The organism is Limnohabitans sp. DCL3 (assembly GCF_048019295.1).
GTDB lineage: Bacteria > Pseudomonadota > Gammaproteobacteria > Burkholderiales > Burkholderiaceae_C > Limnohabitans_A.
The window spans coordinates 1,501,019-1,526,947 of record NZ_CP171842.1; the positions used below are offsets into that span (position 1 = coordinate 1,501,019).

The following is a 25,929-nucleotide window of genomic DNA, read 5'->3' on the forward strand; positions in this document are numbered from 1 at the left end:
CCGATGAGCGACTTCATTCCTTTTGTGCTCGAGTTGCTGGAAGATTGGGCCCCTGTGTCGGCCCGTCGCATGTTTGGCGGCCATGGCCTGTACCACGAGGGGCTGATGTTCGCCATCGTCATGGACCAGCGTCTGTACCTCAAAGCCGATGTGGTCAACCGCCCCCAATTCGAGGCACTGGGCCTTGCACCTTTCACTTACCCCATGAAAGGCAAAGACGTGGCGTTGTCGTATTGGGCCGCGCCAGATTCCATTTTGGATGCGCCAGAAGAAGCCGTGTGCTGGGCCAAGTCATCGTGGGATGCTGCTGTGCGAGGCCATTTGGCCAAGGCGCAGGCCAAAGCCAAGTGGGCAGACAAAAAGGCAGCCCGAGCCCGTCGGGCGTGAACCCTTGAACATCACATGCTGGTCCGCAGCATGTCCCGGTATTCGTCGGCCGAGGCGATGCGCGGGTTGGTCTTGTGGCAGTGGTCGGCCAGCGCCCCAGTGATGACGGCGTCAAACAGGCCCTCGGTCACGCCCATGGCACCCAGTCCGGTGGGCAGGCCCAGTCGGGCGCACATGTCGCGGATGGCGTCGGGGATGTCTGAGCCACTTTCCAGACCCATGGCCTGGGCCATGCGGTTGAGGCGGTTTTCTTTTTGCACGCTTTCAGCCGCCGCGTTGAACTTCACCACCGCCGGCAAAAACATGGCGTTCAACGTGCCATGGTGCAGGCGCGGGTTGACCCCGCCCAAGCTGTGGCTGAGCGAGTGCACGCAGCCCAGGCCTTTTTGGAAAGCCATGGCGCCTTGCATGCTGGCGCTCATCATGTTCAGGCGTGCATCGCGGTCCTGACCGTTGACGGTGGCACGTTCGATGTGCGCCCAGCCCCGGGCCAAACCGTCGAGCGCGATGCCGTCTGCGGGCGGGTTGAAGGGCGCTGCCATGAAGGTTTCCATGCAGTGCGCCACCGCGTCCATGCCCGTGGCGGCCGTCAGGATGGGCGGCAGGCCCAAGGTCAATTCAGGGTCACAAATGGCGGCTTTGGGCACGATGAACCATGAATGGAAGCCCACTTTTCGGCCGTCGTCCAGAATCAAAATCGCGCCCCGAGCCACTTCGCTGCCCGTGCCGCTGGTGGTGGGCACGGCGATGATGGGGGCCACGCGGTCGGTGATTTTGAGCGATCCGCCTTCGATGGTGGCGTAGGTTTTGAGCGGGCCTTCATGGCTCACGGCAATGGCCACGCCTTTGGCGCAGTCAATCGCCGAGCCACCACCCACCGCGATCAGACCGTCACATCCCTGCTGCTTGTACATGGCCGCTGCGGCGCGAACTGCCGACTCGGTCGGGTTGGAGGGGGTCTGATCAAACACGTTGACGGGCAGGTCGGGCAGGGCGTTCAGCGCTTTTTGCAGCACGCCAGCGGCTTTGACACCAGCATCGGTCACGATCAGGGGCTTGCGAATGCCCACGCGCTCGCATTCGGCTTGCAAGAGTTTCACAGCGCCAAAGTCGATTTGGATCTGGGTGACGTAGTTGATGAAGGACATGAGAAAACTCCAATCAAGAGCCCAGGTTCGGACGTGACAGAACAGCAGGGCAGGGGGATGTACGATCAAGGTCCATTTTGATGCAGGAACGCGCTCGTGCAAGGCCGGGGCTGTCGCCCTTGTTTGCCTTGCTGCCCCCACCTGCTGTCATCGACAAGGTTCTCCGCTTCCCTATCCATGAGCAGCCACCACACCAACCCCCGCGCCTTGCTGAACACCGCCACGCGCAGCCTGATCGAGCGGGTGCACCGCGCAGGCCGCCCGCCCATGGCCGCCATGACACCGGCGCAGGCGCGTCAGTTTTACGACATTGGTGGGCCGATGTTGGACCTGCAGCCCGCGCCCCAGGTGGATCGGGTGGAAAACATCAGCTTGCCAGCCCGCGATGGCCACACTTTGCCGGCCCGGTTGTATGCCCCGCGAAGTCAGACCCCTTTGCCTGTTTTGTTGTACATCCACGGTGGTGGTTTCTCGGTCGGGAGCCTGACGACCCACGATGTGTTGTGCCGCCAACTCTCGCGCCTTGGGTTGTGCGCCGTGGTGTCGCTGGACTACCGGCTCGCGCCGGAGCACCGCTTTCCAACGGCGGTGCATGACAGCTGGGACGCCCTGAACTGGCTGCACCAACATGGCCAGACCCTGGGGCTGGACTCCACGCGCTTGGCCGTGGGAGGCGACAGCGCGGGCGGCACTTTGGCGGCTGTATGCGCCTTGATGGCCCGTGATGCCGGTCTGCCCCTGCGCCTGCAGCTGTTGTTTTACCCTGGTTGCGTTGCCCATCAAGACACCGCTTCGCACCACACGTTTGCAGAAGGCTTCATGCTCGATAAGGACACGGTGGACTGGTTTTTTGCCAATTACATCGACCAAGCCGAGCGCGAGGACTGGCGTTTTGCCCCTATGAATGCAAGCGATCACGCAGGTCTGGCCCCCGCTTGGATCGGTTTGGCCGAATGCGACCCGCTGGTGGACGAAGGCGTGCAATACGCCGATACCCTGCGCATGGCGGGTGTGGCGGTCGATCTGGACATCTACAAAGGCGTGATCCACGGTTTCATCACCATGGGCCGAGCCATTCCTGATGCCTTGACCGCCCATGCCGATGCCGGCCGTGCCCTGAAAAATGCTTTTGAAAGTTGAACCCATGAAACGCCAGGACTTCCGTTTTGCTTACCGCTTGCGCGTGCGCTGGGTCGAGGTGGACATGCAAAAGATCGTCTTCAACGGTCACTACCTCATGTACTTCGATACGGCCGTCACCGACTATTGGCGCCAACTGGCCATGCCCTACGCCGAGACCATGCACCAGCTGGGCGGTGATTTGTTTGTGAAAAAAGCCAGCATCGAGTACCACACCAGCGCGGAAATGGACGATTTTTTAGACGTGTGCATGCGCTGCGAGCGCATGGGCACATCGTCCATGCGATTTGTGGGGGCCATTTTCCGAGGAGATGAGTTGCTGATCACCAGTGAACTGGTTTATGTGTTTGCCGACCCGGTGGCCAAAAAGAGCCAGCCCATTCCTGAAGCGCTGCGCGACATGATCCACAGCTTTGAGCGTGGCGAAGACATGGTGCAGGTGCATGTGGGTTCTTGGCGCGATTTTCAAAAATTGGCCAGTCCGCTGCGCACCGAGGTGTTTGTCAATGAGCAAAAAGTGCCCGCCGAGATGGAATGGGACAACGATGACGAGACCGCCTTGCACGCCGTGGCCCTGAACCGCATGGGCATGACCCTGGCGACAGGCCGGCTGCTGCAACACGCGCCTGGTGTGGCCCGCATTGGTCGCATGGCGGTCAAAAAACAAATGCGCGGCAGCGCTCTGGGTCGCCGAGTGCTGCACGTTTTGATGGACGCCGCAGCGCACCGGGGCGATACCCAAGTTGTCTTGCACGCCCAGTGCAGCGCCGAAAGCTTTTATCTGCGCTCAGGTTTTGCACCGCGCGGTGCCCTGTTTGAGGAGGCGGGGATTTCTCACATCGAGATGGTGCGCGACCTCTGAGCGACTCGCACTCGGGGCCCAAGACCCGTGCAAGCCTCGACCTCACGGGGGACTGCGCAAAAAAGCTTTTAGATGTCTTCGAGCAAAGCGTAAGGCAGCGCTTGCAGCGTCAGCTGCGCACCCTCGGCGCTCGCATGCCGCCAGCCGGACTCCAGGCTCTCCAGCGTGCCGCTGACCAGCGCATCAAAGCCTTGACCTTGCGGCCGCGCAGCACCCAACACCACGGTGGCGCACGGCTGCTCGGGATCCGTGGTGGTGAACACATGTTCACCGGCCGTCAAGGCCACCGGGCTGTACACCAAGGCTGTGCGGCGCTTCAAACTGCTGCGGAACTGGCTGCGGGCCACCACCTCTTGTCCCGGATAGCAACCTTTTTTGAAGTTCACGCCCCCCACCGATTCGTAATTCATCATTTGGGGCACGAAGGCCTCAAACAATGGTTGACTGACCAGCGTGACGCCGCTCATCACTTCGGCCCATTGCCAGACCTTCGTTGGGACATCGCCGCCTGCAGGCAGGGCTTTTTCCGCAGGGGCGATCCACAAAGCGCGGGGAATTTTGGTCCCGCCCAGCAGGGCAGGATACAGGGCCACCGTGAACACACCCTCTCGGCTCGAGGTCTGCCAAGGACCGGCTTCGCCCATCACAGCCCGTACGCTGTCGCCCAGCAAACCGCGCAACTGCCATTGGCCCGTTGCGTCGGTCATTTTGACTTTGGCCCGCAGCACAAACATGGACAGCCGTTTGAGCGTTGCGGCCAGCAAATCCAGGCTCAAGACCAGCAAAACGGTGTCGGGCGCAGTTTTGATCACCACAAAGCTGGCCTGCATGCGCCCCTTGGCCGAGCAAAAAGCCGCCAGGCGAGCCTGCCCCACAGGCAGCAACAGCACGTCGTTGCTCAATTGGTTGTGCAAAAAATGGGCAGCATCTTCGCCTTGCGCTTGGATCACGCCCAAGTGCGGAACGGCGCTGACGCCGTTCAGCGCGGAGATCAGTTGAGGGCTGTTTTCTTCAAGGGTGTTCATGTGACGGCTCTGTCCTCTGGCAAGGCCTGAATTATCATGCCCCCACGTTTTCGACACTTGAACAAGGACATGGCCGTGCTCAAAGGCTTGATGAAGTTATTGACCAGCCTTTCTCTGTTGGCCTTGCTGCTGGTCGCAGCCGCTGTTTGGTGGATTCAACATCCCATGGACACACGCCAAACCACCCTGGATGTGTCGATTGAACCAGGAACCTCTCCCAAAGCCATCGCACAAGCCGTGCAGGATGCTGGAGCCGATGTGTCAGCGTCAATGCTTTACATCTGGTTCCGTTTGTCGGGTCAGTCGCGGCAGATGCGTGCCGGCAGCTACGAAATCTTGCCAGGAACCAGCCCTCAGCGCTTGTTGAACATGTTGGTGCGAGGCGAAGAAAGCCTGCGCACGGTGACGATTGTGGAGGGGTGGAACTGGCGACAAGTTCGTCAGGCCTTGGCCAAGGCCGAGAACCTCAAGCCCGAGAGTCAGACCCTGACCGATGAGGCCTTGATGGCCCAGTTGGGGCGACCCGGTGTGGCCCCAGAGGGACGTTTTTACCCAGACACTTACGCCTACGCCAAAGGGGCCAGCGATTTGGCTGTCTTGAAACGAGCCATGAAGTCCATGGACAAACATGTGCAGCAGGCTTGGCAGTTGCGTCAGCCGGGCCTGTCGCTCAAGTCTCCCGAGGAGGTGTTGGTTTTGGCCAGTATCGTTGAGAAAGAAACTGGCAGAGGCTCAGATCGACCTTTGATTTCGGGCGTGTTCAACAACCGACTGCGCATTGGCATGCGTTTACAGACGGACCCCACCGTGATTTATGGTTTGGGCCCAGCCTTTGATGGCAACTTACGCCGCGTCCATTTGCAGACCGACAACCCATGGAACACCTACACCCGTGGTGGTTTGCCGCCGACACCCATTGCCATGCCAGGCCGTGAAGCGTTGTTGGCGGCGGTTCAACCTGCCCAAACGCAAGCGCTGTACTTTGTGGCGAAGGGCGATGGCAGCAGCCACTTCAGTGCCACGCTCGATGAGCACAATCGGGCCGTCAACCGTTATCAACGTGGCATGGCTGCGACCCCCGATTGAGAGCCTGCGACAATCGGGTTTTCCCATATCTCACACTCCATGACACGCGGTTTGTTCATCAGTTTTGAAGGCATCGACGGTGCGGGTAAATCCACACACATCGATCGTGTGGCGCAGCGCTTCCGAGAAGCGGGCAGGGCGGTGGTGCTCACACGCGAGCCCGGCGGCACGCCCCTTTCTGAAAGCCTGCGTGAACTGGTTTTGCACCAGCCCATGGACGCGCTGACCGAGGCGCTGTTGATGTTTGCCGCACGGCGCGAGCACTTGGTGCTGGTGATTGAGCCCGCCTTGGCCCGAGGCGATGTGTTGCTGTGCGATCGTTTCACCGATGCCACCTTTGCCTACCAAGGGGGAGGGCGTGCTTTTGATTGGCAAGTGCTGGTCCAACTTGAGCGCATGGTGCAGATCCAGCCAGATGGCCGATTGCGCCAACCCGATCTGACCGTATGGTTTGATTTGGACCCGCATATCGCCGCGCAGCGCTTGGCTTCAGCCCGTGTGCCTGACAAATTTGAATCGCAGCCTGCTGACTTTTTCGCGGCTGTGCGTGCCGCTTATGCCAAGCGGCAATCTGAAATGCCAGAGCGTATTGTCCGCATTGACGCCGCCCAGAGCATCGAGGCTGTGGGCTCAGACGTGAGCCGTGTGGTCAACGAATGGCTGAAACGGATTGGCGCATGAGCGCTGTTTTGAACGCCCCCTGGATTGCCCGCCAAACCAGCGACTTGCTCGCTCAGCGCGGCCATGCCTGGCTCCTGCAAGGACCATCTGGGCTGGGCCAATACGAGTTGGCGCTTTCCTTGGTGTCGGCTTGGTTGTGTGAAAAACCCACACCACAAGGCGCTTGCAGTGAATGCCCCAGTTGCCACGCTGTGGCCGTCCGCACCCATGCCGACTTGGCCATCCTGATGCCTGAGACGGTGATGATCGAGTTGGGTTGGCCCCTGTCCGAAAAAGCCCAAGACGAGATCGACAAAAAAAACCGCAAGCCCAGCAAAGAGATCCGAGTGGAGGCGATGCGTGACGCGGTGGAATTTGCACAACGCACCGACGCACGTGGGCGCGGTAAAGCGGTGATGGTGTTCCCGGCCGAGCGCATGAACACCATCACGGCGAACACCTTGCTCAAAACCTTGGAAGAGCCGCCTGGTGATGTGCGCTTTGTGCTCGCCAGTGAGGCTGCGCACATGTTGCTGCCCACCATCCGCAGCCGATGCTTGGCCCACACCATGAAATGGCCCGTGGCCGATGAGGCTTTGAATTGGCTGAGCTTGCAGGGTGTTCAGCCGTCCGTGGCCATGGCTTTGTTGCGCAGCGCTGGTGGTCGCCCCAACGATGTTTTGCGTCAGGCCGAGACGGGCTTGTCTCCAGAATGGTGGGCCGCTTTGCCCCAAGCGATGCGACAGGGTGATGCCCGTCACTTGAGCGAGCTCAGTCCCGCCCAAGCCATCGATGCCTTGCAAAAGCTCTGCCATGATTTGATGTTGCGCCAGACTGGGGCTGAGCCCCGTTTTTTTGACCCTTCCCACTTGCCACCGAGCAAGGCCAATGCGGCGGTCTTGCCCGATTGGTTCAAGCGCCTGATGCAAGCTGCGCGCACAGCGGAGCACCCATTCAATGCGGGTTTGATGCTCGAAGCGCTGACGGCCGACGCCCAACAAACCCTGCTCTTCAAGGGCTGAGCCATGTACACCGATTCCCACTGCCATTTGAATTTTCCTGAACTGATGGGCCAACTGGACACCATCCAGGACGCCATGCTTGCAGCCCAAGTGACGCGAGCCCTCGTCATTTGCACCACCATGGAAAAATTTGACGAGGTGCACAACTTGGCCATGGCCCATGACAACATGTGGGCCACGGTCGGCGTGCACCCTGACAACGAAGGGGTGATGGAGCCGAGACTGCAGGACTTGCTAGAAGGTGCAAGCCGACCCAAAGTTGTGGCCATTGGTGAGACTGGTCTCGATTACTACCAGATGGACGAGCGCAAAGGCGGCCGCACCGTGGCTGACATGGAATGGCAGCGCGAACGCTTTCGCACCCATATTCGTGCGGCACGTCACACGGGTTTACCTTTGGTGATCCACACGCGCCACGCATCGCAAGACACCTTGGCGATATTGAAAGAAGAGGGTGAGACAGGCGGGGCGGGGTGTGCAGGTGGCGTCTTTCACTGCTTCACTGAAAGCCAAGCGGTCGCCCGAGCAGCGCTGGACCTGGGTTTTTACATTTCACTTTCGGGCATTTTGACGTTCAAAACCGCAGCCGATTTGCGTGAAGTGGCTCAATTTGTGCCCGATGACCGCCTTTTGATCGAAACCGACAGCCCTTATTTGGCCCCCGTGCCATTCCGCGGCAAACTCAACAACCCCTCTTATGTTCCCTACGTTGCCCAACTTTTGGGCGAGTTGCGCGGCTCCACTTCAGAAGCTATTGGGCGTTTGACGACGCAAAATTTCTTGAATTTGTTCGCCAAAACAGCCCATTAATATTTTCATGAAAAACTTTAAGTATTTTAAATATCTTGTTGTTTTTATTGGATTTTCGTCCTCTTTGAACTCCTCTTTTGCGGGTTCGTATGACGATTTTTTCAAAGCGGTACAGTTTGACGACGTCAAAACAGTTCGTTCATTGTTGCTGCGCGGGTTTGACCCCAACACCATCCATCCTACGGGCGTGTCTGGTTTGATGTTGGCAGTGCGTGAGCCCTCGCTGAAAGTTGCCCAGTTGTTGGCCGGTTGGCCCCAAACCAAGGTGGAAATACGCAATGACAAAGACGAAAGCGTCTTGATGCTGGCTGCGCTCAAAGGCCATTTGCCCTTGGTCATGCAACTGGTGGAGCGCGATGCCGATGTCAACAAAACCGGTTGGACCCCCTTGCATTACGCCGCATCTGGCGGTCATGTTCAGGTCATTGAGTTTTTGTTGAACAACAGTGCCTACATCGATGCCGAGTCACCCAATGGCACAACCCCGCTGATGATGGCGGCCATGTATGGCACCCCCCAAGCGGTGAAGGTGTTGATCCAAGCTGGCGCGGATTTGAACTTGAAAAATGCAGCGGGTTTGACCGCATTGGATTTTGCGGTACGTGCCGAACGCCAGAACGCCAAAGAACTCATCGAAACCGGTTTGCAACGATTGGCTGCTCGAAACGCAAAACCCTGAGGGCTCGGTCTTGCCGCATTCACTTCAGCCGGTTTTTCACCAATTTGATGGTGCTGTGGTCAGATTTGACGGCGCCCGTTTCCGTCGCTTTAATTACCTACGATGTATATTATGTAAAGTGGCATCCTATGAACAAGGATTTGCTTTTGATAAAAATCTGTTGCGCAGCACCAGTTGCATGGCAAAATCTCGCCGTTCTATTCATTTGGAGAAAAATCTTGAACAAAGCAGAACTGATTGAAGCATTGGCCAAAGAAACAGACATGTCCAAAGCCGCTGCTGGTCGTGCCGTGAGCGCCTTGGTGGACATCATCACCAAGACCGTTGCCAAAAAACAAGATGTGCAATTGATTGGCTTTGGCACCTTCAAAGCTGCCAAGCGTGCAGCGCGCGTTGGCAAGAACCCACGCACTGGCGAGAAGCTCAAAATCGCAGCGGCCACTGTGCCCCGCTTCACTGCCGGCGCCGCTTTCAAAGCTGCTGTCAACAAGAAGAAGTAATTCTCCACTGCTTGCGCCGAAAGGCAGCCATGGTGCATCACCGGGCTGCCTTTTTTCTTGGTGCACTGATCCTGAGGTCAAGGCCCTAGGGCCGGGCGCAGTGACCGACAATCCCCCTCTTTGACTTTTTTGCGTAGCAGCGGCATTTATGGCGATTCAATGGTTTCCTGGACACATGCACCTCACGCGCAAAGCGATTGGGGAGCGCATCAAAGAAATTGATGTGGTCATTGAAATGCTGGACGCCCGACTGCCCGGCTCCAGCGCCAACCCCATGCTGGCTGAGCTGATCAAGGGAAAGCCCGCGCTCAAGATCCTGAGCAAGCAAGATCTCGCAGACCCGGTCCGCACAGCCCTTTGGCTAGACCATTACAACGCCCTGCCCGTCGTCAGCGCCATGGGCTTGGACACCAGCATGACGCAGCCGTCCAAGGCGCTGATCGAGGCCTGTAGGCAACTTGCGCCCAACCGCGGCGGCATGGTTAAACCCATGCGTGTGCTCATTTGCGGCATCCCCAACGTGGGCAAATCCACCCTCATCAACACACTCAAAGGCAAACGCGCAGCCAAGACAGGCGATGAAGCGGGTATCACCAAGCAGGAATTGCGCATTGCGCTGGCCGATGACTTTTACCTTTACGACACCCCAGGCGTTTTATGGCCTCGCATCATCGTGGCGCAAAGTGGCTACAACTTGGCTGCCAGCGGTGCGATTGGCGTGAATGCCTTTGACGAGGAAGAAGTGGCTCTCGAGTTGCTGAACTATTTGATGGCCCATTATCCGCAAGCACTGGCAGACCGCTACAAGATCGAGAACGTCCCCAGTTACACCGACGAAACACTGCTCGAAGCCATCGGTTTTGGTCGTGGTGCCATGCAAAGTGGTGGACGGGTCAACACCACCAAGGCTGCGCACATCGTGATTCATGACTTTCGTTCGGGTGCGTTGGGTCGCACCACCCTTGAAACGCCTGAACAGTTTGCACTTTGGCTGGCCGAAGGCAAAAAGGCCGACGCAGAACGAACCGTTCGCAAAGAAGCATCGGACAAAAGCAAGAAAACCCAACCCAAGTAAGGGCGCCAGCGTGGTGGCAGGCTTGGCCCGGGCGTGACACCCAGCGGACGCCAGATCCACTAGGATGATGTGATCCTTTGCAAGTTCAAATCCCATGCGACTCATCAGCTACACCCACGACAACGAGACCCGATACGGTGTGCTGCAAGACCAAGGCGTGGTCGACATGCGCCTGTGCATGGACAAGGCCCCGGCCAGCATCAATGACTTTTTTGCACAAACGCGGTGTTTGCTTATGCCTGCTTCAACGACGCCACCTTCCGCGACTACCAACGAAAAACCACCCAATGGACGGTGGGCAAGAATTTTGACCAAACGGGCGGCTTTGGCCCTTGCCTGGTCACCGCCGACGAGTTGCCACCCGGCTGCGTGGGCCTGCACATTGAGTCGCGACTGAACGGTCAGGTCATGCAAAGCGCCAGCACCACCGACATGGTGTTCCATGTCGCCCCGACGATCGCCATGATGTCGGCCTGCATGACGCTGGAGCCGGGTGACGTGATCGTCATGGGCACCCCCGCAGGCGTGGGCTACGCACGCAAGCCCCCGGTGTGGATGCAGCCAGGCGATACCATCGAGATCGACATCGAAGGCATCGGCACCTTGCGCAACCAAGTCGGCCTTTTGGCGACCTGATCGCAGATGCCATGAAAAATATCACCCGAGACAACCTGACCGAAACCGTCAAAAGCAGCTTTGCGAACATTGACGGTGAACGCCAACGCCACTTGGTCAACCGCCTGGTGCACCACTTGCATGCCTTTGCCAGCGAGACCGGCCTGAGCCACGAAGAATGGCGCGATGGCATGGACTTTTTGCACCGCATGGCCATGTGCGGCGTGAATTCAACAGCCCAGGCGTGACCTTGGGTGGACGCTACGACGGCAGCCCCATCATCGTGGGTGACGGCACCACCGCCCCGGCCGATGCAGCCAACAGTTACGTGCCCTGCGCCACACCGGGCGGCAGACCCCCTCACGCTTGGTTGCCCGATGGCCGCTCGCTCTTTGACACCTTCTACAGCGAATGGACCTTGCTGGTCTTGGGCCCAGAACGGGTTGACACCTCGGCCTTTGAAAAGGCCGCAACGTCCATGGGCCTGGATTTGCAAGTCGTGCACCAGCCCAGCAGTGAAATTTTGGCACTCTACGAAGCGCCCATGGCTTTGATCCGCCCTGACCAGATCGTGGCCTGGCGTGGACACGATGCAAGGCGAGCTTTGGCCGTGCTGTCGCGGGTGCTCGGGCGAGACGCTACAGTGCGTGCCTGACACCACGAATGCCCCACATGAACGCACGCCTGCCCACGCCCGACAAAGACGCCATCGCCCTCCTCCCACCTTTTGAACGTTTGGACTTGGACAGAATCACCCGAGTGAGCACGGGTGAGCAGGCCAGGCTGGCGCAAGCGCAGCTGCTGCAAGACCGCGCCTGGGGCTTTGACACCGAGTCCAAGCCCACTTTCAAGGTCGGTGAACAGTCCGATGGGCCCCATGTGCTGCAACTGTCCACCGCCGAGCGGGCCTGGGTTTTTCAGCTGCATGATCCGGATTGCCGCACCGTCGCTGCTGCGTTGCTGGCGCAGCCGGGTATCGTGAAAGCCGGGTTTGGTCTGGGCGACGATCGCAAACGCATCATCCACAAACTGGGCATAGAGCCCCAAGGCATTCTGGAACTCAACACGGTGTTCCACCAACGCGGCTACCGCAAAGACATGGGCGTCAAAGGCGCGGTGGCGGTGCTGTTCAACCAGCGCTTCATCAAATCCAAAAAAGCGGCCACCAGCAACTGGGCCAATGAACGCCTCAGTGAAGCTCAGCTGATCTACGCCGCCAACGACGCTTATGCCGCGATTCGGGTGTGGCAAGCATTGGGGATGACCTGAGTCGCCGCCGCGCCAAGCCCTAAAATTGCGTCCACATGCCGTTCGCAGTCTGAGCCTTACCGACCAATCCGTCCCATGTCTGAACTCACAGGCCACAGTGCCGCTTCACACCCTGTCACCTCTAGCTCGGTGCTGGAATTTGCCAACGCTCAGTGGAGCGTACGCAGACCCAAGCCCTTTGTCTTGGTGATTGAGGGTGAGGTCGGAAGTGAAGAATCAGGGCCCACTGACTACCTTCATGACAAACTGCTGTTGCCCGAATGGCGCGATGCCTTTTACAAACTCGTCGATGCCACGGGCTTGGTGGTGTGCCTGAATGTGCACACCCAACACCCCACCTACCGCGATGTGCGTGGGCGCTCCAGCAAAGGGCGGCTGAGCCAAGGCGAGTACTACCACCACGACGGCTGCACCGGGCCTGTGAAGCCGCGCTTTGTGGAGATCCGTTGCCCCATTCAACCGCAAACCCGCGGCGTGGCCACCGCAGTGGCGCCGCACCGCGATGTGGTCAAAGCCATGGTGCAAGTGCTGCCTGCCTTGTTGGCCGCCAACGCCGCACTGTCCGAGCAAGACATGAACCCCGAAGCCCTCGACCAAATGGACGATGCCGCGCTCGACCACTTGCAAGGTCTCATCACCCGCACCGTGCGCAAGCAGCTCAACGCCGAAGGCGCGCGCAGCTACTTCCGCCAAGTGGATGCCGCCGCCAACGCCTACTTTGAACCTTGGGCCTTGGGCGAGAGCCGCTTCATTGCCAACGCCAACAGTGGTGTGACCATGCAACACCGCCGCGCCTACCAAGCCCCACATACGGGCGGCGTGGCCAACGGCCACTTGGTCAAGCGCTGGACGAACGAAGAGCTGTTGCTTCCTGGCCAAGCGGTGGACCAAGCTTGGATGGCGGCGCTGTGCAGCGAAGAAGGTGATGAAGCGCAAGTCACTGCGGGTTGCTACCTCGGGGCGCATTGATCACCGCGATGCGCTCACCTGTCGCAGAAAAAAAAGCCCGGACAGGGGCCTGACCGGGCTTTGACACTGTGACAGCGCGAAGCGCTTACTTTTTGCTGGGCGGCAAGTCCGTGCAGCTGCCGTGCGCCACCTCTGCCGCCATGCCGATGCTTTCGCCCAGCGTGGGGTGGGGGTGGATGGTTTTGCCGATGTCCACCGCGTCAGCACCCATCTCAATCGCCAGAGCGATCTCGCCAATCATGTCGCCCGCGTGTGTACCGACCATGCCGCCGCCCAGGATCTTGCCGTGGCCGTGGGCCTCGGGTGAATCGTCAAACAGCAGTTTGGTGACGCCTTCGTCGCGGCCGTTGGCAATGGCGCGGCCAGAGGCGGTCCAAGGGAACAAGCCTTTTTTGACCTTGATGCCTTGCGCTTTGGCTTCGGTCTCGGTCAAGCCCACCCATGCCACTTCGGGGTCGGTGTAGGCGACGCTCGGAATAACGCGTGCGTTGAACGCCGCAGCTGCCAACTCTTTGTTGCCTTGCAGCTCGCCCGCAATCACTTCGGCCGCCACGTGCGCTTCGTGCACCGCCTTGTGCGCCAACATGGGCTGGCCCACGATGTCGCCGATGGCGAAGATGTGCGGCACGTTGGTGCGCATTTGGATATCGACGTTGATGAAGCCACGGTCTGTTACAGACACGCCTGCTTTTTCAGCGGCGAGTTTTTTGCCATTGGGCGTGCGGCCCACGGCTTGCAACACGAGGTCGTAGACCTGGGGTGCGGGGGCCGTGCCGCCGGGTTCGGCGCTTTCGAACGTCACTTCAATGCCTTCGGGCAAGGCGCGTGCGGACACGGTCTTGGTCTTGAGCATGATGTTGTCAAAACGCTTGGCGTTCATCTTTTGCCAGACCTTGACCAAGTCGCGGTCAGCGCCTTGCATGAGGCCGTCCATCATTTCCACCACGTCCAGGCGTGCGCCCAGCGTGCTGTAAACGGTGCCCATCTCTAGGCCGATGATGCCGCCGCCCAGAATCAGCATGCGTTTGGGCACTTCTTTGAGTTCCAAAGCGCCGGTGCTGTCGACCACGCGGGGGTCATTGGGCATGAATGGCAAACGCACGGCTTGTGAGCCCGCAGCGATGATGGCGCGTTTGAACGCGATCACTTTTTTGCTGCCGTTTTGCGCTTGTGCAGTGCCGGTGGTCTCAGACACTTCGAGGTGGTGGGCACCCACGAACTGGCCCAAGCCGCGCACGGTGGTGACCTTGCGCATCTTGGCCATGGCCGCCAAGCCGCCGGTGAGTTTGCCAATCACTTTTTCTTTGTGGCCGCGCAGCTTGTCGATGTTGACCACCGGCTTGCCAAAGTCCACACCCAGGTCGGCCATATGGCTGACTTCGTCCATCACCGCTGCGACGTGCAGCAAGGCTTTGGAGGGGATACAGCCCACGTTCAAACACACACCGCCCAGAGTGGCGTAGCGTTCTACGATGACCACGTTCAAGCCGAGGTCTGCCGCACGGAAAGCCGCGGAGTATCCTCCGGGGCCACCGCCCAAAACGAGCACGTCGCACTCGATGTCGGCAGAGCCCCCGAAGCTGGAGGCCACAGGAGCGGGGATCGCTGCAACAGGTGCAGCAGCGGGAGCCACAGAAGCGGCCGTTGGCGCTGGCGCAGCGGCTGGGGCCGCCGCAGCGCCCTGGCCTTCCAGCACCAACAGCACCGAGCCTTGCTTGACCTTGTCGCCGAGCTTGACCTTGAGTTCTTTGACCACGCCGCCGTGGCTGCAAGGAATCTCCATGGAGGCTTTGTCGCTCTCCACGGTGATCAGGCTTTGGTCAGATTTGACGGTATCGCCCACCTTGACCATCAACTCGATCACGGTGACTTCGTCGAAGTCGCCAATGTCGGGGACTTGAATATCGATCAGTGCCATATCAAGTCCTTAGAGCAACACGCGACGGAAGTCGCTGAGGATTTGACCGAGGAACGCGTTGAAGCGTGCCGCCGCAGCGCCGTCGATGACGCGGTGGTCCCATGTCAATGACAAAGGCAGCATCAGGCGGGGCACAAATTCTTTGCCGTTCCACACGGGTTCCATGGTGCTTTTGCACACACCGAGGATGGCCACTTCGGGCGCGTTGATGATGGGCGTGAAGTACTTGCCACCGATGCCGCCCAAGCTGGAGATGGTGAAAGTGGCGCCGCTCATCTCAGCGGGACCGAGTTTGCCATCACGGGCTTTCTTGGCCAATTCGCCCATTTCCTGGCTGATTTGCAGCACGCCTTTTTTGTCGCAATCGCGGATGACTGGGACCATCAAACCATTGGGCGTGTCAGCGGCAAAGCCGATGTGCCAGTAGTTTTTGTAGACCAGCGCATCGCCGTCGAGCGAGCTGTTGAACTCAGGGTATTTCTTGAGCGCGGCCACGCAAGCCTTGATCAAGAACGCCAGCATCGTGACCTTGACACCCGACTTTTCGTTCTCTTTGTTGGTCGAGACGCGGAAGGCTTCGAGGTCGGTGATGTCGGCATCGTCATGGTTCGTGACGGCCGGAATCATGATGGCATTGCGCAGCAAATTTGCACCGCTGATCTTTTTGATGCGGCCCATCTCTTTGCGCTCGATGGGACCGAACTTGGCAAAGTCAACCTTGGGCCATGGGATGAGTCCCAGCTCTGAACCACCACCGCCCGAAGCCGTTGGGGCTTTGGCTGCTTGCGCTTGGGTTTGCGCTGCGCCTGACATGATGGCCTTGGTAAAGGCTTGCACGTCGTCCACAGTGATCCGGCCTTTGAGGCCAGAGCCGTTGACTTCGTTGAGTGGCACACCCAACTCACGGGCGAACTTGCGCACCGAGGGCGACGCGTGGGGCAAGCCCAGCGTGGTGCCAACGGGTGCATGCGCTGGCGCAGCCACCGCAGTGGTGGCTGCGGCCACGCGGGCTGGTGCAGCGGCAGGGGCGGAAGCCACGGTCACAGGTGCTGCAACGGCTGCCGCCACTGGCGCCACTGGCGCAGCCACGGCATCGGTGCCTTCGAGCACGGCCAGCAGGTCGCCAATGTTGACGGTGTCACCTACTTTGACTTTGAGCTCTTTGAGTACACCCGCAGCCGAGGATGGAATTTCCATGGACGCTTTGTCGGACTCGACGGTGATCAGGGATTGCTCGACCTTGATGGTGTCGCCGGGCTTGACCATGACTTCGATCACGGCCACGTCTTTGAAATCGCCGATGTCGGGCACAAACACCTGCACGGGGCCCGATGCCTGCGCGACAGGCGCAGCAGCCACGGGAGCGACGGCGGCTGCAGGTGCTGCCACTGCGGCGGCAGGCGCAGCGACTGGGGCTGCAGCAACACCCGCGGCTTCCAGCACCAGCACGACGGAGCCTTGCTTGACCTTGTCGCCCAAGGCCACGCGCATTTCTTTGACAACGCCCGCTGTGCTCGATGGGATTTCCATCGAAGCTTTGTCGGACTCGACGGTGATCAATGACTGCTCGGCTTTGACGCTGTCGCCCACTTTGACCATCAATTCAATGATGGTCACTTCATCAAAATCCCCGATATCCGGGACTTGTACTTCTACCAGTGCCATGTGTGTCTCCAGCGTTTATGCGTACAGCGGGTTGATTTTGTCGACATTGATGCCGTACTTTTTGATCGCCTCGGCCACTTGAGTGACAGGCACAGTGCCCTCTTCACTCAGCGCTTTCAGGGCTGCGACCACGATGTAGTGGCGGTTGACTTCAAAGTGCTCGCGCAGCTTGCTGCGGAAGTCGGAGCGGCCAAAGCCGTCCGTGCCCAACACTTTATAGCTGCGCACAGAACCGTCCGAATTTTTGGGAATGAAAGGCCGGATTTGCTCGGCGTACGCCTTCATGTAATCGGTGGATGCGACCACGGGACCCTTGTGCTGGGCCAGCTGATGGCCCACAAATGGCACACGGGGTGTTTCCAACGGGTGAAGCAAGTTAAAGCGCTCGGCGTCCTGACCGTCGCGGGTCAGTTCGTTGAAGCTGGGGCAGCTCCACACATCGGCCTGAATGCCCCAGTCGGTGGCCAACAAAGTTTGGGCCGCCATCGATTCACGCAAGATGGTGCCCGAGCCCAGCAGTTGAACCCGCTTGTCACCCGCAGCACCCGGCTTGCACAGGTACATGCCTTTGATGATCTGCTCCTCCGTGCCGGGCGTGAGGCCGGGCATGGCGTAGTTTTCGTTGAGCAAGGTCAAGTAGTAGAAAACGTTGTCTTGCTTTTCCACCATGCGCTTCAAACCATGGTGCAGGATGACGCCCACTTCGTGTGCGAAGGTGGGGTCATACGAGACGCAGTTGGGGATGGTGCCCGCCATGATGTGGCTGTGACCGTCTTCGTGCTGCAAGCCTTCACCGTTGAGTGTGGTGCGGCCCGATGTGCCGCCGAGCAAGAAGCCGCGTGCTTGCATGTCGCCCGCAGCCCATGCCAAGTCGCCAATGCGCTGGAAGCCAAACATCGAGTAATACACGTAGAACGGCACCATGATGCGGTTGCTGGTGGAGTAACTCGTTGCCGCGGCAATCCAGCTGGACATACCGCCGGCTTCGTTGATGCCTTCTTGCAGGATTTGGCCCGCTTTGTCTTCCTTGTAGTACATGACCTGGTCTTTGTCGACCGGGGTGTAGTTTTGGCCTGCTGGGTTGTAAATACCAATCTGGCGAAACAAGCCTTCCATTCCGAAGGTGCGCGCTTCGTCCACCAAAATCGGCACCACGCGAGGACCTAAGGCTTGGTCGCGCAACAGCTGGGTGAGGAAACGGACATAGGCTTGGGTGGTCGAAATTTCACGGCCTTCGGCTGTGGGCTCCATGACCGATTTGAAGACGTCCAAAGACGGCACAGTGAAGCTTTCGTCAGCTTTCGTGCGGCGGTGCGGCAAGTAACCGCCCAAAGCCTTGCGACGCTCGTGCAGGTAGCGCATTTCAGGGGTGTCATCGGCAGGCTTGTAAAACGGCACGTTGGCCAATTCGCTGTCTGGCACCGGAATGTTGAAACGGTCACGCATGTAACGGATGTCTTCGTCCGTGAGCTTCTTGGTTTGGTGAACGTTGTTCTTGCCCTCGCCTGCTTTGCCCACGCCAAAACCTTTGACGGTTTTGATCAGCAACACCGTGGGTTGGTCTTTGTGGTTCACCGCTTCGTGGTAAGCCGCGTACACCTTTTGCGGGTCATGACCGCCGCGCTTCAAAGCCCAGATTTCGTCGTCGCTCATGTGCGCGACCATCTCTAAGGTACGTGGATCGCGACCGAAGAAGTGCTTGCGCACGTACGCACCGTCGTTGGCTTTGAACGCTTGGAAGTCACCGTCCAGGGTGTCCATCATGATTTTGCGCAAGGCGCCGTCTTTGTCACGGGCCAACAGTTTGTCCCACTCGCTGCCCCACAAAAGCTTGATCACGTTCCAGCCAGAGCCACGAAATTCACCTTCGAGTTCTTGCACGATCTTGCCGTTGCCGCGCACCGGGCCATCCAAACGTTGCAAGTTGCAATTGACCACAAAGATCAAATTGTCGAGTTTTTCACGAGCAGCCAATCCAATCGCGCCCAAGGATTCGACTTCGTCCATCTCGCCGTCGCCGCAGAACACCCAAACTTTGCGGTTTTCGGTGTTGGCAATACCGCGTGCGTGCAAGTATTTCAAGAACCGCGCTTGGTAAATGGCCATCAGGGGGCCAAGACCCATCGACACCGTGGGGAACTGCCAGAACTCGGGCATGAGTTTGGGGTGTGGGTAGCTCGAGAGGCCATTGCCATCCACCTCTTGACGGAAGTTGAGCAGTTGCGCTTCGGTCAAGCGGCCCTCTAAGTAAGCGCGGGCGTAAACACCGGGTGATACGTGACCTTGTATGTACAAGCAATCACCCCCGTGGTTCTCGTTTTCAGCATGCCAGAAATGGTTGAAGCCCGCACCAAACATGTGGGCCAGTGATGCGAATGAACCAATGTGACCGCCCAGGTCACCACCGTCTGCAGGGTTGTGACGATTGGCTTTGACCACCATGGCCATGGCGTTCCAGCGCATGTAGGCACGCAGGCGCTCTTCGATTTCAATATTTCCTGGGCAATGGGCTTCTTGGTCTGGCTCAATGGTGTTCACGTAAGCTGTGTTGGCCGAGAACGGCAGGTCGATGCTGTGCTGGCGCGCTTCTTCAAGCAGTTCTTCGAGTAAAAAATGAGCACGCTCAGGGCCTGCTTTTTCGATCACGGCGGACAGAGCGTCCATCCACTCTCGGGTTTCTTGCGTGTCTGAATCTCGGCCCGGTTGTTGAGGTATTGCCGCTGTCATGCTTGTCTCCGTTGGATGTTATGGGTCAATGGTGTTTCAATTTTCACATAAATTTCAAATAATTTCAAATTGTGCCGATTGATTTTGCATTGTGAAAATTATGCAGTCAGAGAACTACAAAGTTCCAACAGTGTGTGTGTCGTCTCACCTAAACTCTGGCCATGGAATTGAACAAAGCAGCATCGGTCGTGAAGCAGGTCGGCCCATGGGCCTGGTGGCGCAATTGGTGGCGGCGACAATCCCCCAACAGACAAGACCGGTACGCCAATTTGGCGCCCGTCGCCGCCGTGTTGCTCTTTTTGGCGGCCATCGCCACAGCCTTTTGGTATCTGCGCGTTGAGGAACTTGAGCGAGAACAAGAAGCCATCAAAAGGGACGTGGAGTACGCGCAACAAAGATTGCGACTGCGCTTGCTCGAGCGTCAAGAGCAGGTCATGCGTTTGTCCCGGGACGTGTCCAACAAAGAAGTTCGCGCGGATCAGTTTTTGTCACGTGCTGAGGCCTTGGTTCAGCAATACCCTGAATTTTTGTCACTGACATGGATCGATGATCGACGTCGGATCATCGCTAGCCAAAATGTATCGAACATGTCTTCCACCCAAGCCATGCGGCCAGGCACTGTTCTCAAAGTGGGAGAAACCGAAGCCCATTTCAGTTTGGCCCGTGATCTGATGCAACCGATTTACGGACAGATCGACGTGGAATCGGACCGCGACGCCCAATTGTCCGTGCTGCAACTGCACACGCCTTTGAGCAATGACCAAGGCCGATTCACCGGCGTGATCTTGGCCGAATACACCCTGGAAGGATTGTTGCGCTACGGTGTGCCCACGGAAATTTTGGCGAAATATGCCGTGGCACTGCAAGACGGCAAAGGACAACTTTTAGCCGGGCAGTCCATTCCTGGGCGAACAGCGCTGTGGCGCATGCTGCCAGGGAGCGAGAAACCCTACAACGATTACGAAGTACCGGTTTCCCCGGTTGGCAACGATTTGATATTGCGCGCCCAAGCTTGGCGAACTTCACAAGGATTGGTGGGCAGCGGTCTGTTCTGGATGGTCGGTGTGCTCAGTGTGATGACCGCTTGGATGCTGATTGGCAACTGGCGGCACACGCGGCGGCGCATTCAAGCCCAAAAGGCCTTGGTGGCTGAAACCAATTTTCGTCGGGCCATGGAAAACTCCATGCTCACGGGCATGCGTGCGCTGGATTTGAGGGGACGAATCACCTATGTCAATCCCGCTTTCTGTCAAATGACGGGCTGGAGTGAATCGGATTTGGTGGGTGCTGTGGCCCCCTTCCCTTATTGGCCAGACCAAGACCGCGAGTTGTTGATGCGGCGGCTAGAGGAAGAAATCAGCGGTCAGCATTCGGCCGGTGGGTTTCAAGTTCGGGTCAAGCGCAAAAACGGACAGCTCTTTGATGCGCGCATGTATGTGTCGCCTCTGATCGATGCCTCTGGCAAGCAAACCGGGTGGATGACCTCGATGACCGACATCACCGAGCCCAACCGCATCCGTGAACAACTGGCCGGCTCCCACGAACGCTTCACCATCGTTCTTGAGGCCCTCGACGCCTCGGTCTCGGTCGCCCCATTGGGCAGCAAAGAGTTGTTGTTCGCGAACAAGTTGTACCGGTTGTGGTTTGGCCAAGACACGGAGGGGCATTTGCGCTTGGTTCAACAAGCCGGCGCCAGCGACAACTCTGAAAGTAAAGGGGGGGCTTTAGACGATGTCGATGAAATGGCCGGATTGCCCATTGAGAGCATCACAGTCGCCCGGTCTGAAAACTCGGAAATCTTCATCCAAGATTTGGGCAAGTGGCTTGAAGTGCGTTCGCGGTACATCAATTGGGCAGATGGCCGTTTGGCTCAAATGGTCATTGCCAGCGACATCACACCGCGCCGCCAAGCAGAGGAGCTGGCCGCGCAACAGGCCGAGCGCGCACAGAACGCCAGCCGCCTGATCACCATGGGCGAGATGGCGTCCAGCGTTGCCCATGAACTCAACCAACCTTTGACCGCCATCAGCAACTACTGCAGTGGGATGATTTCTCGCATCCAGTCCAAACAGGTCAAGGAAGAAGACCTGCTCTCGGCGCTGGATAAAACCGCAAGACAAGCTCAAAGGGCTGGTCAAATCATTTTGCGCATCCGTAGCTTCGTCAAACGCAGCGAGCCCAACCGGACCTTGTCGGATGTGTCATCGATGGTCAGTGAAGCTCTGGAGTTGGCTGAAATCGAAATGCGGCGTCGCCAAGTCCGATTGACCCACCACATCGCTGCTCGACTTCCCCAGTTGTTGGTTGACCCCATTTTGATTGAGCAGGTCTTGATCAATTTGATGAAAAATGCCGCCGAATCGATCGACAACGCCCAGCGACCGCCCGAGCAACGCCAAGTTGAGTTGCGCATCGTGCCCAAAACCATTGAAAACCAGGCGGTCGTTGAATTTTCGGTGACCGATAGCGGTCCAGGATTGCCGCCCGAAGCCATTGAGAGGGTTTACGAAGCCTTTTTCTCCACCAAAGTTGAGGGCATGGGCATTGGCCTGAATTTGTGCCGCAGCATCATCGAGTCGCACCACGGCAGGATTGCAGCCGAGAACCTCTACAATGCCGCCGAGGTGTCGGGTTGCCGGTTTTCCTTCTGGATCCCGGTTGAAGCCACTTTGACCACATAACCACCCACGGGGTAACTGAATGAGCTTGATTCCGAAAAAAGGTACCGTTTATGTCGTGGACGACGACGAGGCGGTGCGAGACTCCTTGCAGTGGTTGCTTGAAGGCAAGGATTATCGGGTGCGCTGCTTTGACAGCGCAGAGTCGTTCATCGGACGCTACGACCCCCGTGAAGTCGCATGTCTGATCGCCGACATCCGCATGGGGGGCATGACGGGATTGGAGCTGCAAGACCGCCTGATTGAGCGTAAATCTCCCCTGCCCATTGTGTTCATCACGGGCCATGGTGACGTGCCCATGGCCGTGAACACCATGAAAAAAGGGGCGATGGATTTCATACAAAAGCCATTCAAGGAAGAGGAACTCCTGGGTTTGGTCGAACGCATGCTGGAAGAAGCCCGTGAAGCCTTTGCCGAATACCAAAGCGCAGCCAGTCGCGATGCCTTGCTGTCCAAACTGACCGGTCGCGAAGCCCAGGTGCTCGAGCGCATCGTGGCCGGCCGTTTGAACAAGCAAATTGCCGACGATTTGGGCATCAGCATCAAGACGGTGGAGGCGCACCGGGCCAACATCATGGAAAAACTCAACGCCAATACCGTGGCCGACCTCCTGAAGATCGCCTTGGGGCAAAACGCACCCAAAGCCTGAAGCACGATGTCGCCTCCCAAACGCCCGCAGCTGTCGGGCGTTTTGCATTTTTTTGACATTCAGACGATTGACACATGACCGCACAACTCATCGACGGCAACGCCCTGTCCAAGCAACTGCGCACAGAGGTCAGCGCCCGCGCCCTGGCACTCAAAGCCCAAGGCGTCACGCCGGGTCTGGCGGTGGTGCTTGTGGGTGACAACCCCGCCAGCCAAGTGTATGTTCGCAACAAGGTCAAGGCCTGCGAAGACAGCGGTCTTCACTCGGTCCTTGAAAAATACGCAGCCGACATGACCGAAGCCGATTTGCTCGCCCGTGTGGAAGCCCTGAACAACGACCCGGCCATCCACGGCATCTTGGTGCAATTGCCCCTGCCCCCGCACATCGACGCACAAAAAGTGATTGAAGCCATCAGCCCCGCCAAAGATGTGGACGGCTTCCACATCGCCAGTGCTGGGGCCTTGATGACGGGCATGCCCGGCTTTTGGCCCTGCACGCCTTATGGCTGCATGAAAATGCTCGAAAGCATTGGCTACGACCTGCGTGGCAAACACGCGGTGGTCATTGGCCGAAGCAACATTGTGGGCAAACCCATGGCGCTGATGCTGCTGCAAAAAGACGCCACCGTGACCGTGGCGCATTCGCGCACCCAAAACCTCAAAGACTTGACCCTGCAAGCCGATGTGATCGTGGCCGCTGTCGGCAAGCGCCATGTGCTGACAGCCGACATGGTCAAGCCCGGGGCCGTCGTGCTCGATGTGGGCATGAACCGCAACGACGAAGGCAAATTGTGTGGCGATGTGGACTTCGAAGGCGTCCAACAAGTCGCCAGCCACATCACCCCCGTGCCTGGCGGCGTCGGCCCGATGACCATCACCATGCTGTTGGTCAATACCCTTGAAGCCGCCGAACGCGCCACCCAGTGATTCAAAGTCAAAATTCAGCCCACCCATGCGTGCCATGACCAACCCTTTGCTCAATACCGCCGGCCTGCCCCTGTTTGATCGCATCGCCCCCGAACATGTCGCTCCTGCCATGGACGAGTTGCTGGCCTGCGCCGACAAAGCCCTGGAAACGGTCACCGCCGCTGATTTTGCGGCCGATTGGACAGCCATCGCCCTCCACTTGGATGTCTGCACCGAGCGGCTGGGCATGGCCTGGGGCGCAGTCAGCCACCTCAACAGTGTGGCCGATACACCCGAATTGCGTGCCGCTTACAACGCCGCATTGCCCCGAGTGACCGAGTTTTGGACCCGCTTGGGCAGCGACGAGCGCTTGTATGCCAAGTACAAGGCCATCGACCCAGCCAGTCTGAACGCCGAGCAAACCCAAGCCCATAAAAACGCCCTTCGGGCTTTTGTCTTGGGCGGTGCCGAGTTAGAGGGTGCGGCCAAAGAACGTTATGCCACGATTCAAGAGCGCTTGGCCGAAATCACCCAAAAGTTCAGTGAGAACACACTGGACGCCACCGACAAATTCGTGTTGTACGTGCCGGAAGAAGCGCTCAAGGGCGTACCCGCAGATGTGGTGCAAGCCACCCGTGACGCGGCCCAAAAGGACGGCCAAGAAGGTCACCGCCTGTCGCTCAAGATGCCGGTCTACCTGCCCGTCATGCAATTTGCCGACAGTGGCAATTTGCGCGAGCAACTTTACAAAGCCTACGTCACACGGGCCTCAGATCAGGCGGCACAAGAGCTCAGGTCATTCGACAACACCGCTTTGATGCAAGAGATCTTGGCTTTGCGCCAAGAGGAAGCCCGTTTGCTGGGCTTTGACAACTACGCCCAAGTCTCTGTGGTGCCCAAAATGGCCGAATCACCCGAAAAGGTGACCGCCTTTTTGCGCGATCTGGCAGCCAAGGCCCGTCCTTTCGCCGAAAAAGACCTGGCCGACTTGCGCGAATTTGCAGCCAGCGCCCTGGGCATCACCGGTCCGCTCAACGCCTGGGACGTGCCTTATTTGTCTGAAAAGCTCAAGGAAGCCCGCTACAGCTTCAGCGAACAAGAGGTCAAGCAGTACTTCACCGCGCCCAAAGTGCTGGCCGGTCTGTTCAAAATCATTGAAACCCTGTTCGAAGTGAACATCCGCGCCGACCAAGCGCCCGTCTGGCACCCGGCCGTGGGTTTTTACCGCATGGAACGCGCAGGTCAATTGGTGGGTCAGTTCTACTTGGACCCACCAGCCCGTGCGGGAAAACGCGGCGGTGCTTGGATGGACGATGTGCGCGGCCGATGGCAGCGCCCCGACACCGGCGTCCTGCAAACGCCCGTAGCGCATCTGGTGTGCAACTTTGCCGAAGGGGTCAACGGCCAACCGGCATTGCTCACGCACGACGACGTGATCACCCTCTTCCACGAATTTGGCCATGGCCTGCACCACATGCTCACACAAGTGAACGAGCGCGATGTCTCTGGCATCAGCGGTGTGGAATGGGACGCGGTCGAACTGCCCAGCCAGTTCATGGAAAACTTCTGTTGGGAGTGGTCGGTGCTTCGCCACATGACGGCCCATGTGGACACTGGTGAACCCCTGCCGCGTTCACTCTTTGACAAAATGCTGGCCGCCAAAAACTTCCAAAGCGGCTTGCAAACTTTGCGCCAGATCGAGTTTTCTTTGTTTGACATGCTGGTGCACGCTGAGCACGATCCGGCACAAGACTTCATGCCGCTTTTGCAGATGGTGCGTGACGAAGTGGCCGTGATGCGCCCACCCGCCTTTAACCGCATGGCCCACACCTTCAGCCACATCTTTGCAGGCGGTTACGCCGCGGGTTATTACAGCTACAAATGGGCGGAAGTGCTGAGCGCTGACGCCTACGCCGCCTTTGAAGAAACCGCCGACGCCGACGGCACCCCCAGTGTGGAAACCGGACGCCGGTACCGCCAAGCGATTTTGGAAGCGGGCGGCAGCCGTCCGGCCTTGGAATCGTTCAAAGCGTTCCGAGGCCGCGAGCCCAGCTTAGATGCCTTGCTGCGTCACCAGGGCATGGTCTTTTCCGGATGACACTGACTGGCACACAAGTCACGCACGCCCCGTGCGGACTTG

23 protein-coding genes and 1 pseudogene are annotated in these 25,929 nt (G+C 58.6%); 19 read left to right on the forward strand and 5 right to left on the reverse strand.

The annotated features are described in order from the left end of the window. Positions 1-3: 3 nt before the first annotated feature. Positions 4-387 (forward strand): TfoX/Sxy family protein, encoded by a 384-nt coding sequence (locus ACHEXK_RS06755; RefSeq protein ID WP_416548604.1) that lies wholly within the window; start codon positions 4-6, stop codon positions 385-387. 11 nt (positions 388-398) lie between these two features. Here ACHEXK_RS06755 and ACHEXK_RS06760 read toward each other — a convergent pair whose 3' ends face one another. Next, positions 399-1,535 carry an iron-containing alcohol dehydrogenase gene (locus ACHEXK_RS06760; RefSeq protein ID WP_416548605.1) on the reverse strand — a complete coding sequence of 379 codons (1,137 nt, stop codon included), beginning with the start codon at positions 1,533-1,535 and terminating at the stop codon, positions 399-401. Positions 1,536-1,712: 177 nt separating this feature from the next. On the opposite strand from ACHEXK_RS06760, the gene ACHEXK_RS06765 reads away from it, so the two are divergent. Further along, entirely contained in the window at positions 1,713-2,675 is a 963-nt protein-coding gene (locus tag ACHEXK_RS06765) for an alpha/beta hydrolase fold domain-containing protein (protein WP_416548606.1), read from the forward strand. Between the two features lie 4 nt (positions 2,676-2,679). Continuing rightward, on the forward strand, positions 2,680-3,537 hold the full coding sequence (locus ACHEXK_RS06770) for a YbgC/FadM family acyl-CoA thioesterase (RefSeq protein ID WP_416548607.1): 858 nt from the start codon (positions 2,680-2,682) through the stop codon (positions 3,535-3,537). Positions 3,538-3,605: 68 nt separating this feature from the next. Here ACHEXK_RS06770 and ACHEXK_RS06775 read toward each other — a convergent pair whose 3' ends face one another. Next, positions 3,606-4,562, reverse strand: coding sequence for a YgfZ/GcvT domain-containing protein (locus ACHEXK_RS06775; protein ID WP_416548608.1), 957 nt, complete (start codon positions 4,560-4,562; stop codon positions 3,606-3,608). Positions 4,563-4,598: 36 nt separating this feature from the next. Between ACHEXK_RS06775 and mltG the strand changes: the two genes are divergently transcribed. From mltG to ACHEXK_RS06835, 12 genes and pseudogenes are all read left to right on the forward strand, one after another. Further along, positions 4,599-5,648: an endolytic transglycosylase MltG gene (gene mltG, locus ACHEXK_RS06780; RefSeq protein WP_416548609.1), complete on the forward strand. Its 1,050-nt coding sequence runs from the start codon at positions 4,599-4,601 to the stop codon at positions 5,646-5,648. 39 nt (positions 5,649-5,687) lie between these two features. Continuing rightward, entirely contained in the window at positions 5,688-6,329 is a 642-nt protein-coding gene (gene tmk / locus ACHEXK_RS06785; RefSeq protein ID WP_416548610.1) for a dTMP kinase, read from the forward strand. Then, complete coding sequence (locus ACHEXK_RS06790; protein ID WP_416548611.1) at positions 6,326-7,330, forward strand: DNA polymerase III subunit delta'; 1,005 nt, start codon at positions 6,326-6,328, stop codon at positions 7,328-7,330. Before tmk ends, ACHEXK_RS06790 begins: the two co-directional genes overlap by 4 nt. Positions 7,331-7,333: 3 nt before the next feature. Further along, positions 7,334-8,140: a TatD family hydrolase gene (locus ACHEXK_RS06795; protein ID WP_416548612.1), complete on the forward strand. Its 807-nt coding sequence runs from the start codon at positions 7,334-7,336 to the stop codon at positions 8,138-8,140. Between the two features lie 7 nt (positions 8,141-8,147). Next, the gene (locus ACHEXK_RS06800; protein ID WP_416548613.1) at positions 8,148-8,819 is read left to right on the forward strand and encodes an ankyrin repeat domain-containing protein; all 672 of its coding nucleotides are present in this window, start codon (positions 8,148-8,150) and stop codon (positions 8,817-8,819) included. A 218-nt stretch (positions 8,820-9,037) separates the two neighbouring features. Then, positions 9,038-9,319, forward strand: coding sequence for an HU family DNA-binding protein (locus ACHEXK_RS06805; protein WP_322991262.1), 282 nt, complete (start codon positions 9,038-9,040; stop codon positions 9,317-9,319). A 148-nt stretch (positions 9,320-9,467) separates the two neighbouring features. After that, on the forward strand, positions 9,468-10,394 hold the full coding sequence (gene ylqF / locus ACHEXK_RS06810) for a ribosome biogenesis GTPase YlqF (protein WP_416548614.1): 927 nt from the start codon (positions 9,468-9,470) through the stop codon (positions 10,392-10,394). 225 nt (positions 10,395-10,619) lie between these two features. Continuing rightward, a pseudogene (locus ACHEXK_RS06815) lies at positions 10,620-11,030 on the forward strand (fumarylacetoacetate hydrolase family protein); the annotation flags it as partial. An 11-nt stretch (positions 11,031-11,041) separates the two neighbouring features. Continuing rightward, entirely contained in the window at positions 11,042-11,257 is a 216-nt protein-coding gene (locus ACHEXK_RS06820; RefSeq protein WP_416548615.1) for a dioxygenase, read from the forward strand. Next, positions 11,227-11,664, forward strand: a complete 438-nt coding sequence (locus ACHEXK_RS06825; protein ID WP_416548616.1) for a hypothetical protein — start codon at positions 11,227-11,229, stop codon at positions 11,662-11,664. The genes ACHEXK_RS06820 and ACHEXK_RS06825 overlap by 31 nt, the downstream gene beginning before the upstream one ends. 17 nt (positions 11,665-11,681) lie before the next feature. Continuing rightward, on the forward strand, positions 11,682-12,278 hold the full coding sequence (locus ACHEXK_RS06830; protein ID WP_416548617.1) for a 3'-5' exonuclease: 597 nt from the start codon (positions 11,682-11,684) through the stop codon (positions 12,276-12,278). Between the two features lie 75 nt (positions 12,279-12,353). Continuing rightward, complete coding sequence (locus ACHEXK_RS06835) at positions 12,354-13,247, forward strand: hypothetical protein (RefSeq protein WP_416548618.1); 894 nt, start codon at positions 12,354-12,356, stop codon at positions 13,245-13,247. A gap of 85 nt (positions 13,248-13,332) precedes the next feature. On the opposite strand, the gene lpdA is transcribed toward ACHEXK_RS06835, so the two are convergent. Genes lpdA through aceE form a run of 3 tightly spaced genes read right to left on the reverse strand, consistent with a single transcriptional unit; the run spans position 13,333 to position 19,557 of the window. Further along, positions 13,333-15,165 carry a dihydrolipoyl dehydrogenase gene (gene lpdA / locus ACHEXK_RS06840; RefSeq protein ID WP_416548619.1) on the reverse strand — a complete coding sequence of 611 codons (1,833 nt, stop codon included), beginning with the start codon at positions 15,163-15,165 and terminating at the stop codon, positions 13,333-13,335. Between the two features lie 9 nt (positions 15,166-15,174). Further along, positions 15,175-16,830, reverse strand: coding sequence for a dihydrolipoyllysine-residue acetyltransferase (aceF, locus tag ACHEXK_RS06845; RefSeq protein WP_416548620.1), 1,656 nt, complete (start codon positions 16,828-16,830; stop codon positions 15,175-15,177). A gap of 15 nt (positions 16,831-16,845) precedes the next feature. After that, entirely contained in the window at positions 16,846-19,557 is a 2,712-nt protein-coding gene (gene aceE / locus ACHEXK_RS06850) for a pyruvate dehydrogenase (acetyl-transferring), homodimeric type (RefSeq protein ID WP_416548621.1), read from the reverse strand. A 161-nt stretch (positions 19,558-19,718) separates the two neighbouring features. Here aceE and ACHEXK_RS06855 point away from each other — a divergent pair, with 161 nt between their 5' ends. The 4 genes from ACHEXK_RS06855 to ACHEXK_RS06870 all read left to right on the forward strand — a co-directional run bounded on the left by ACHEXK_RS06855 (position 19,719) and on the right by ACHEXK_RS06870 (position 25,887). Further along, positions 19,719-22,238, forward strand: coding sequence for a PAS domain-containing sensor histidine kinase (locus tag ACHEXK_RS06855; protein WP_416548622.1), 2,520 nt, complete (start codon positions 19,719-19,721; stop codon positions 22,236-22,238). 19 nt (positions 22,239-22,257) lie between these two features. After that, positions 22,258-22,884, forward strand: coding sequence for a response regulator transcription factor (locus tag ACHEXK_RS06860; protein WP_416548623.1), 627 nt, complete (start codon positions 22,258-22,260; stop codon positions 22,882-22,884). A gap of 74 nt (positions 22,885-22,958) precedes the next feature. Next, on the forward strand, positions 22,959-23,810 hold the full coding sequence (folD, locus tag ACHEXK_RS06865) for a bifunctional methylenetetrahydrofolate dehydrogenase/methenyltetrahydrofolate cyclohydrolase FolD (protein ID WP_416548624.1): 852 nt from the start codon (positions 22,959-22,961) through the stop codon (positions 23,808-23,810). Between the two features lie 34 nt (positions 23,811-23,844). Further along, the gene (locus ACHEXK_RS06870; protein ID WP_416548625.1) at positions 23,845-25,887 is read left to right on the forward strand and encodes a M3 family metallopeptidase; all 2,043 of its coding nucleotides are present in this window, start codon (positions 23,845-23,847) and stop codon (positions 25,885-25,887) included. The last annotated feature ends 42 nt before the right edge of the window (positions 25,888-25,929 follow it).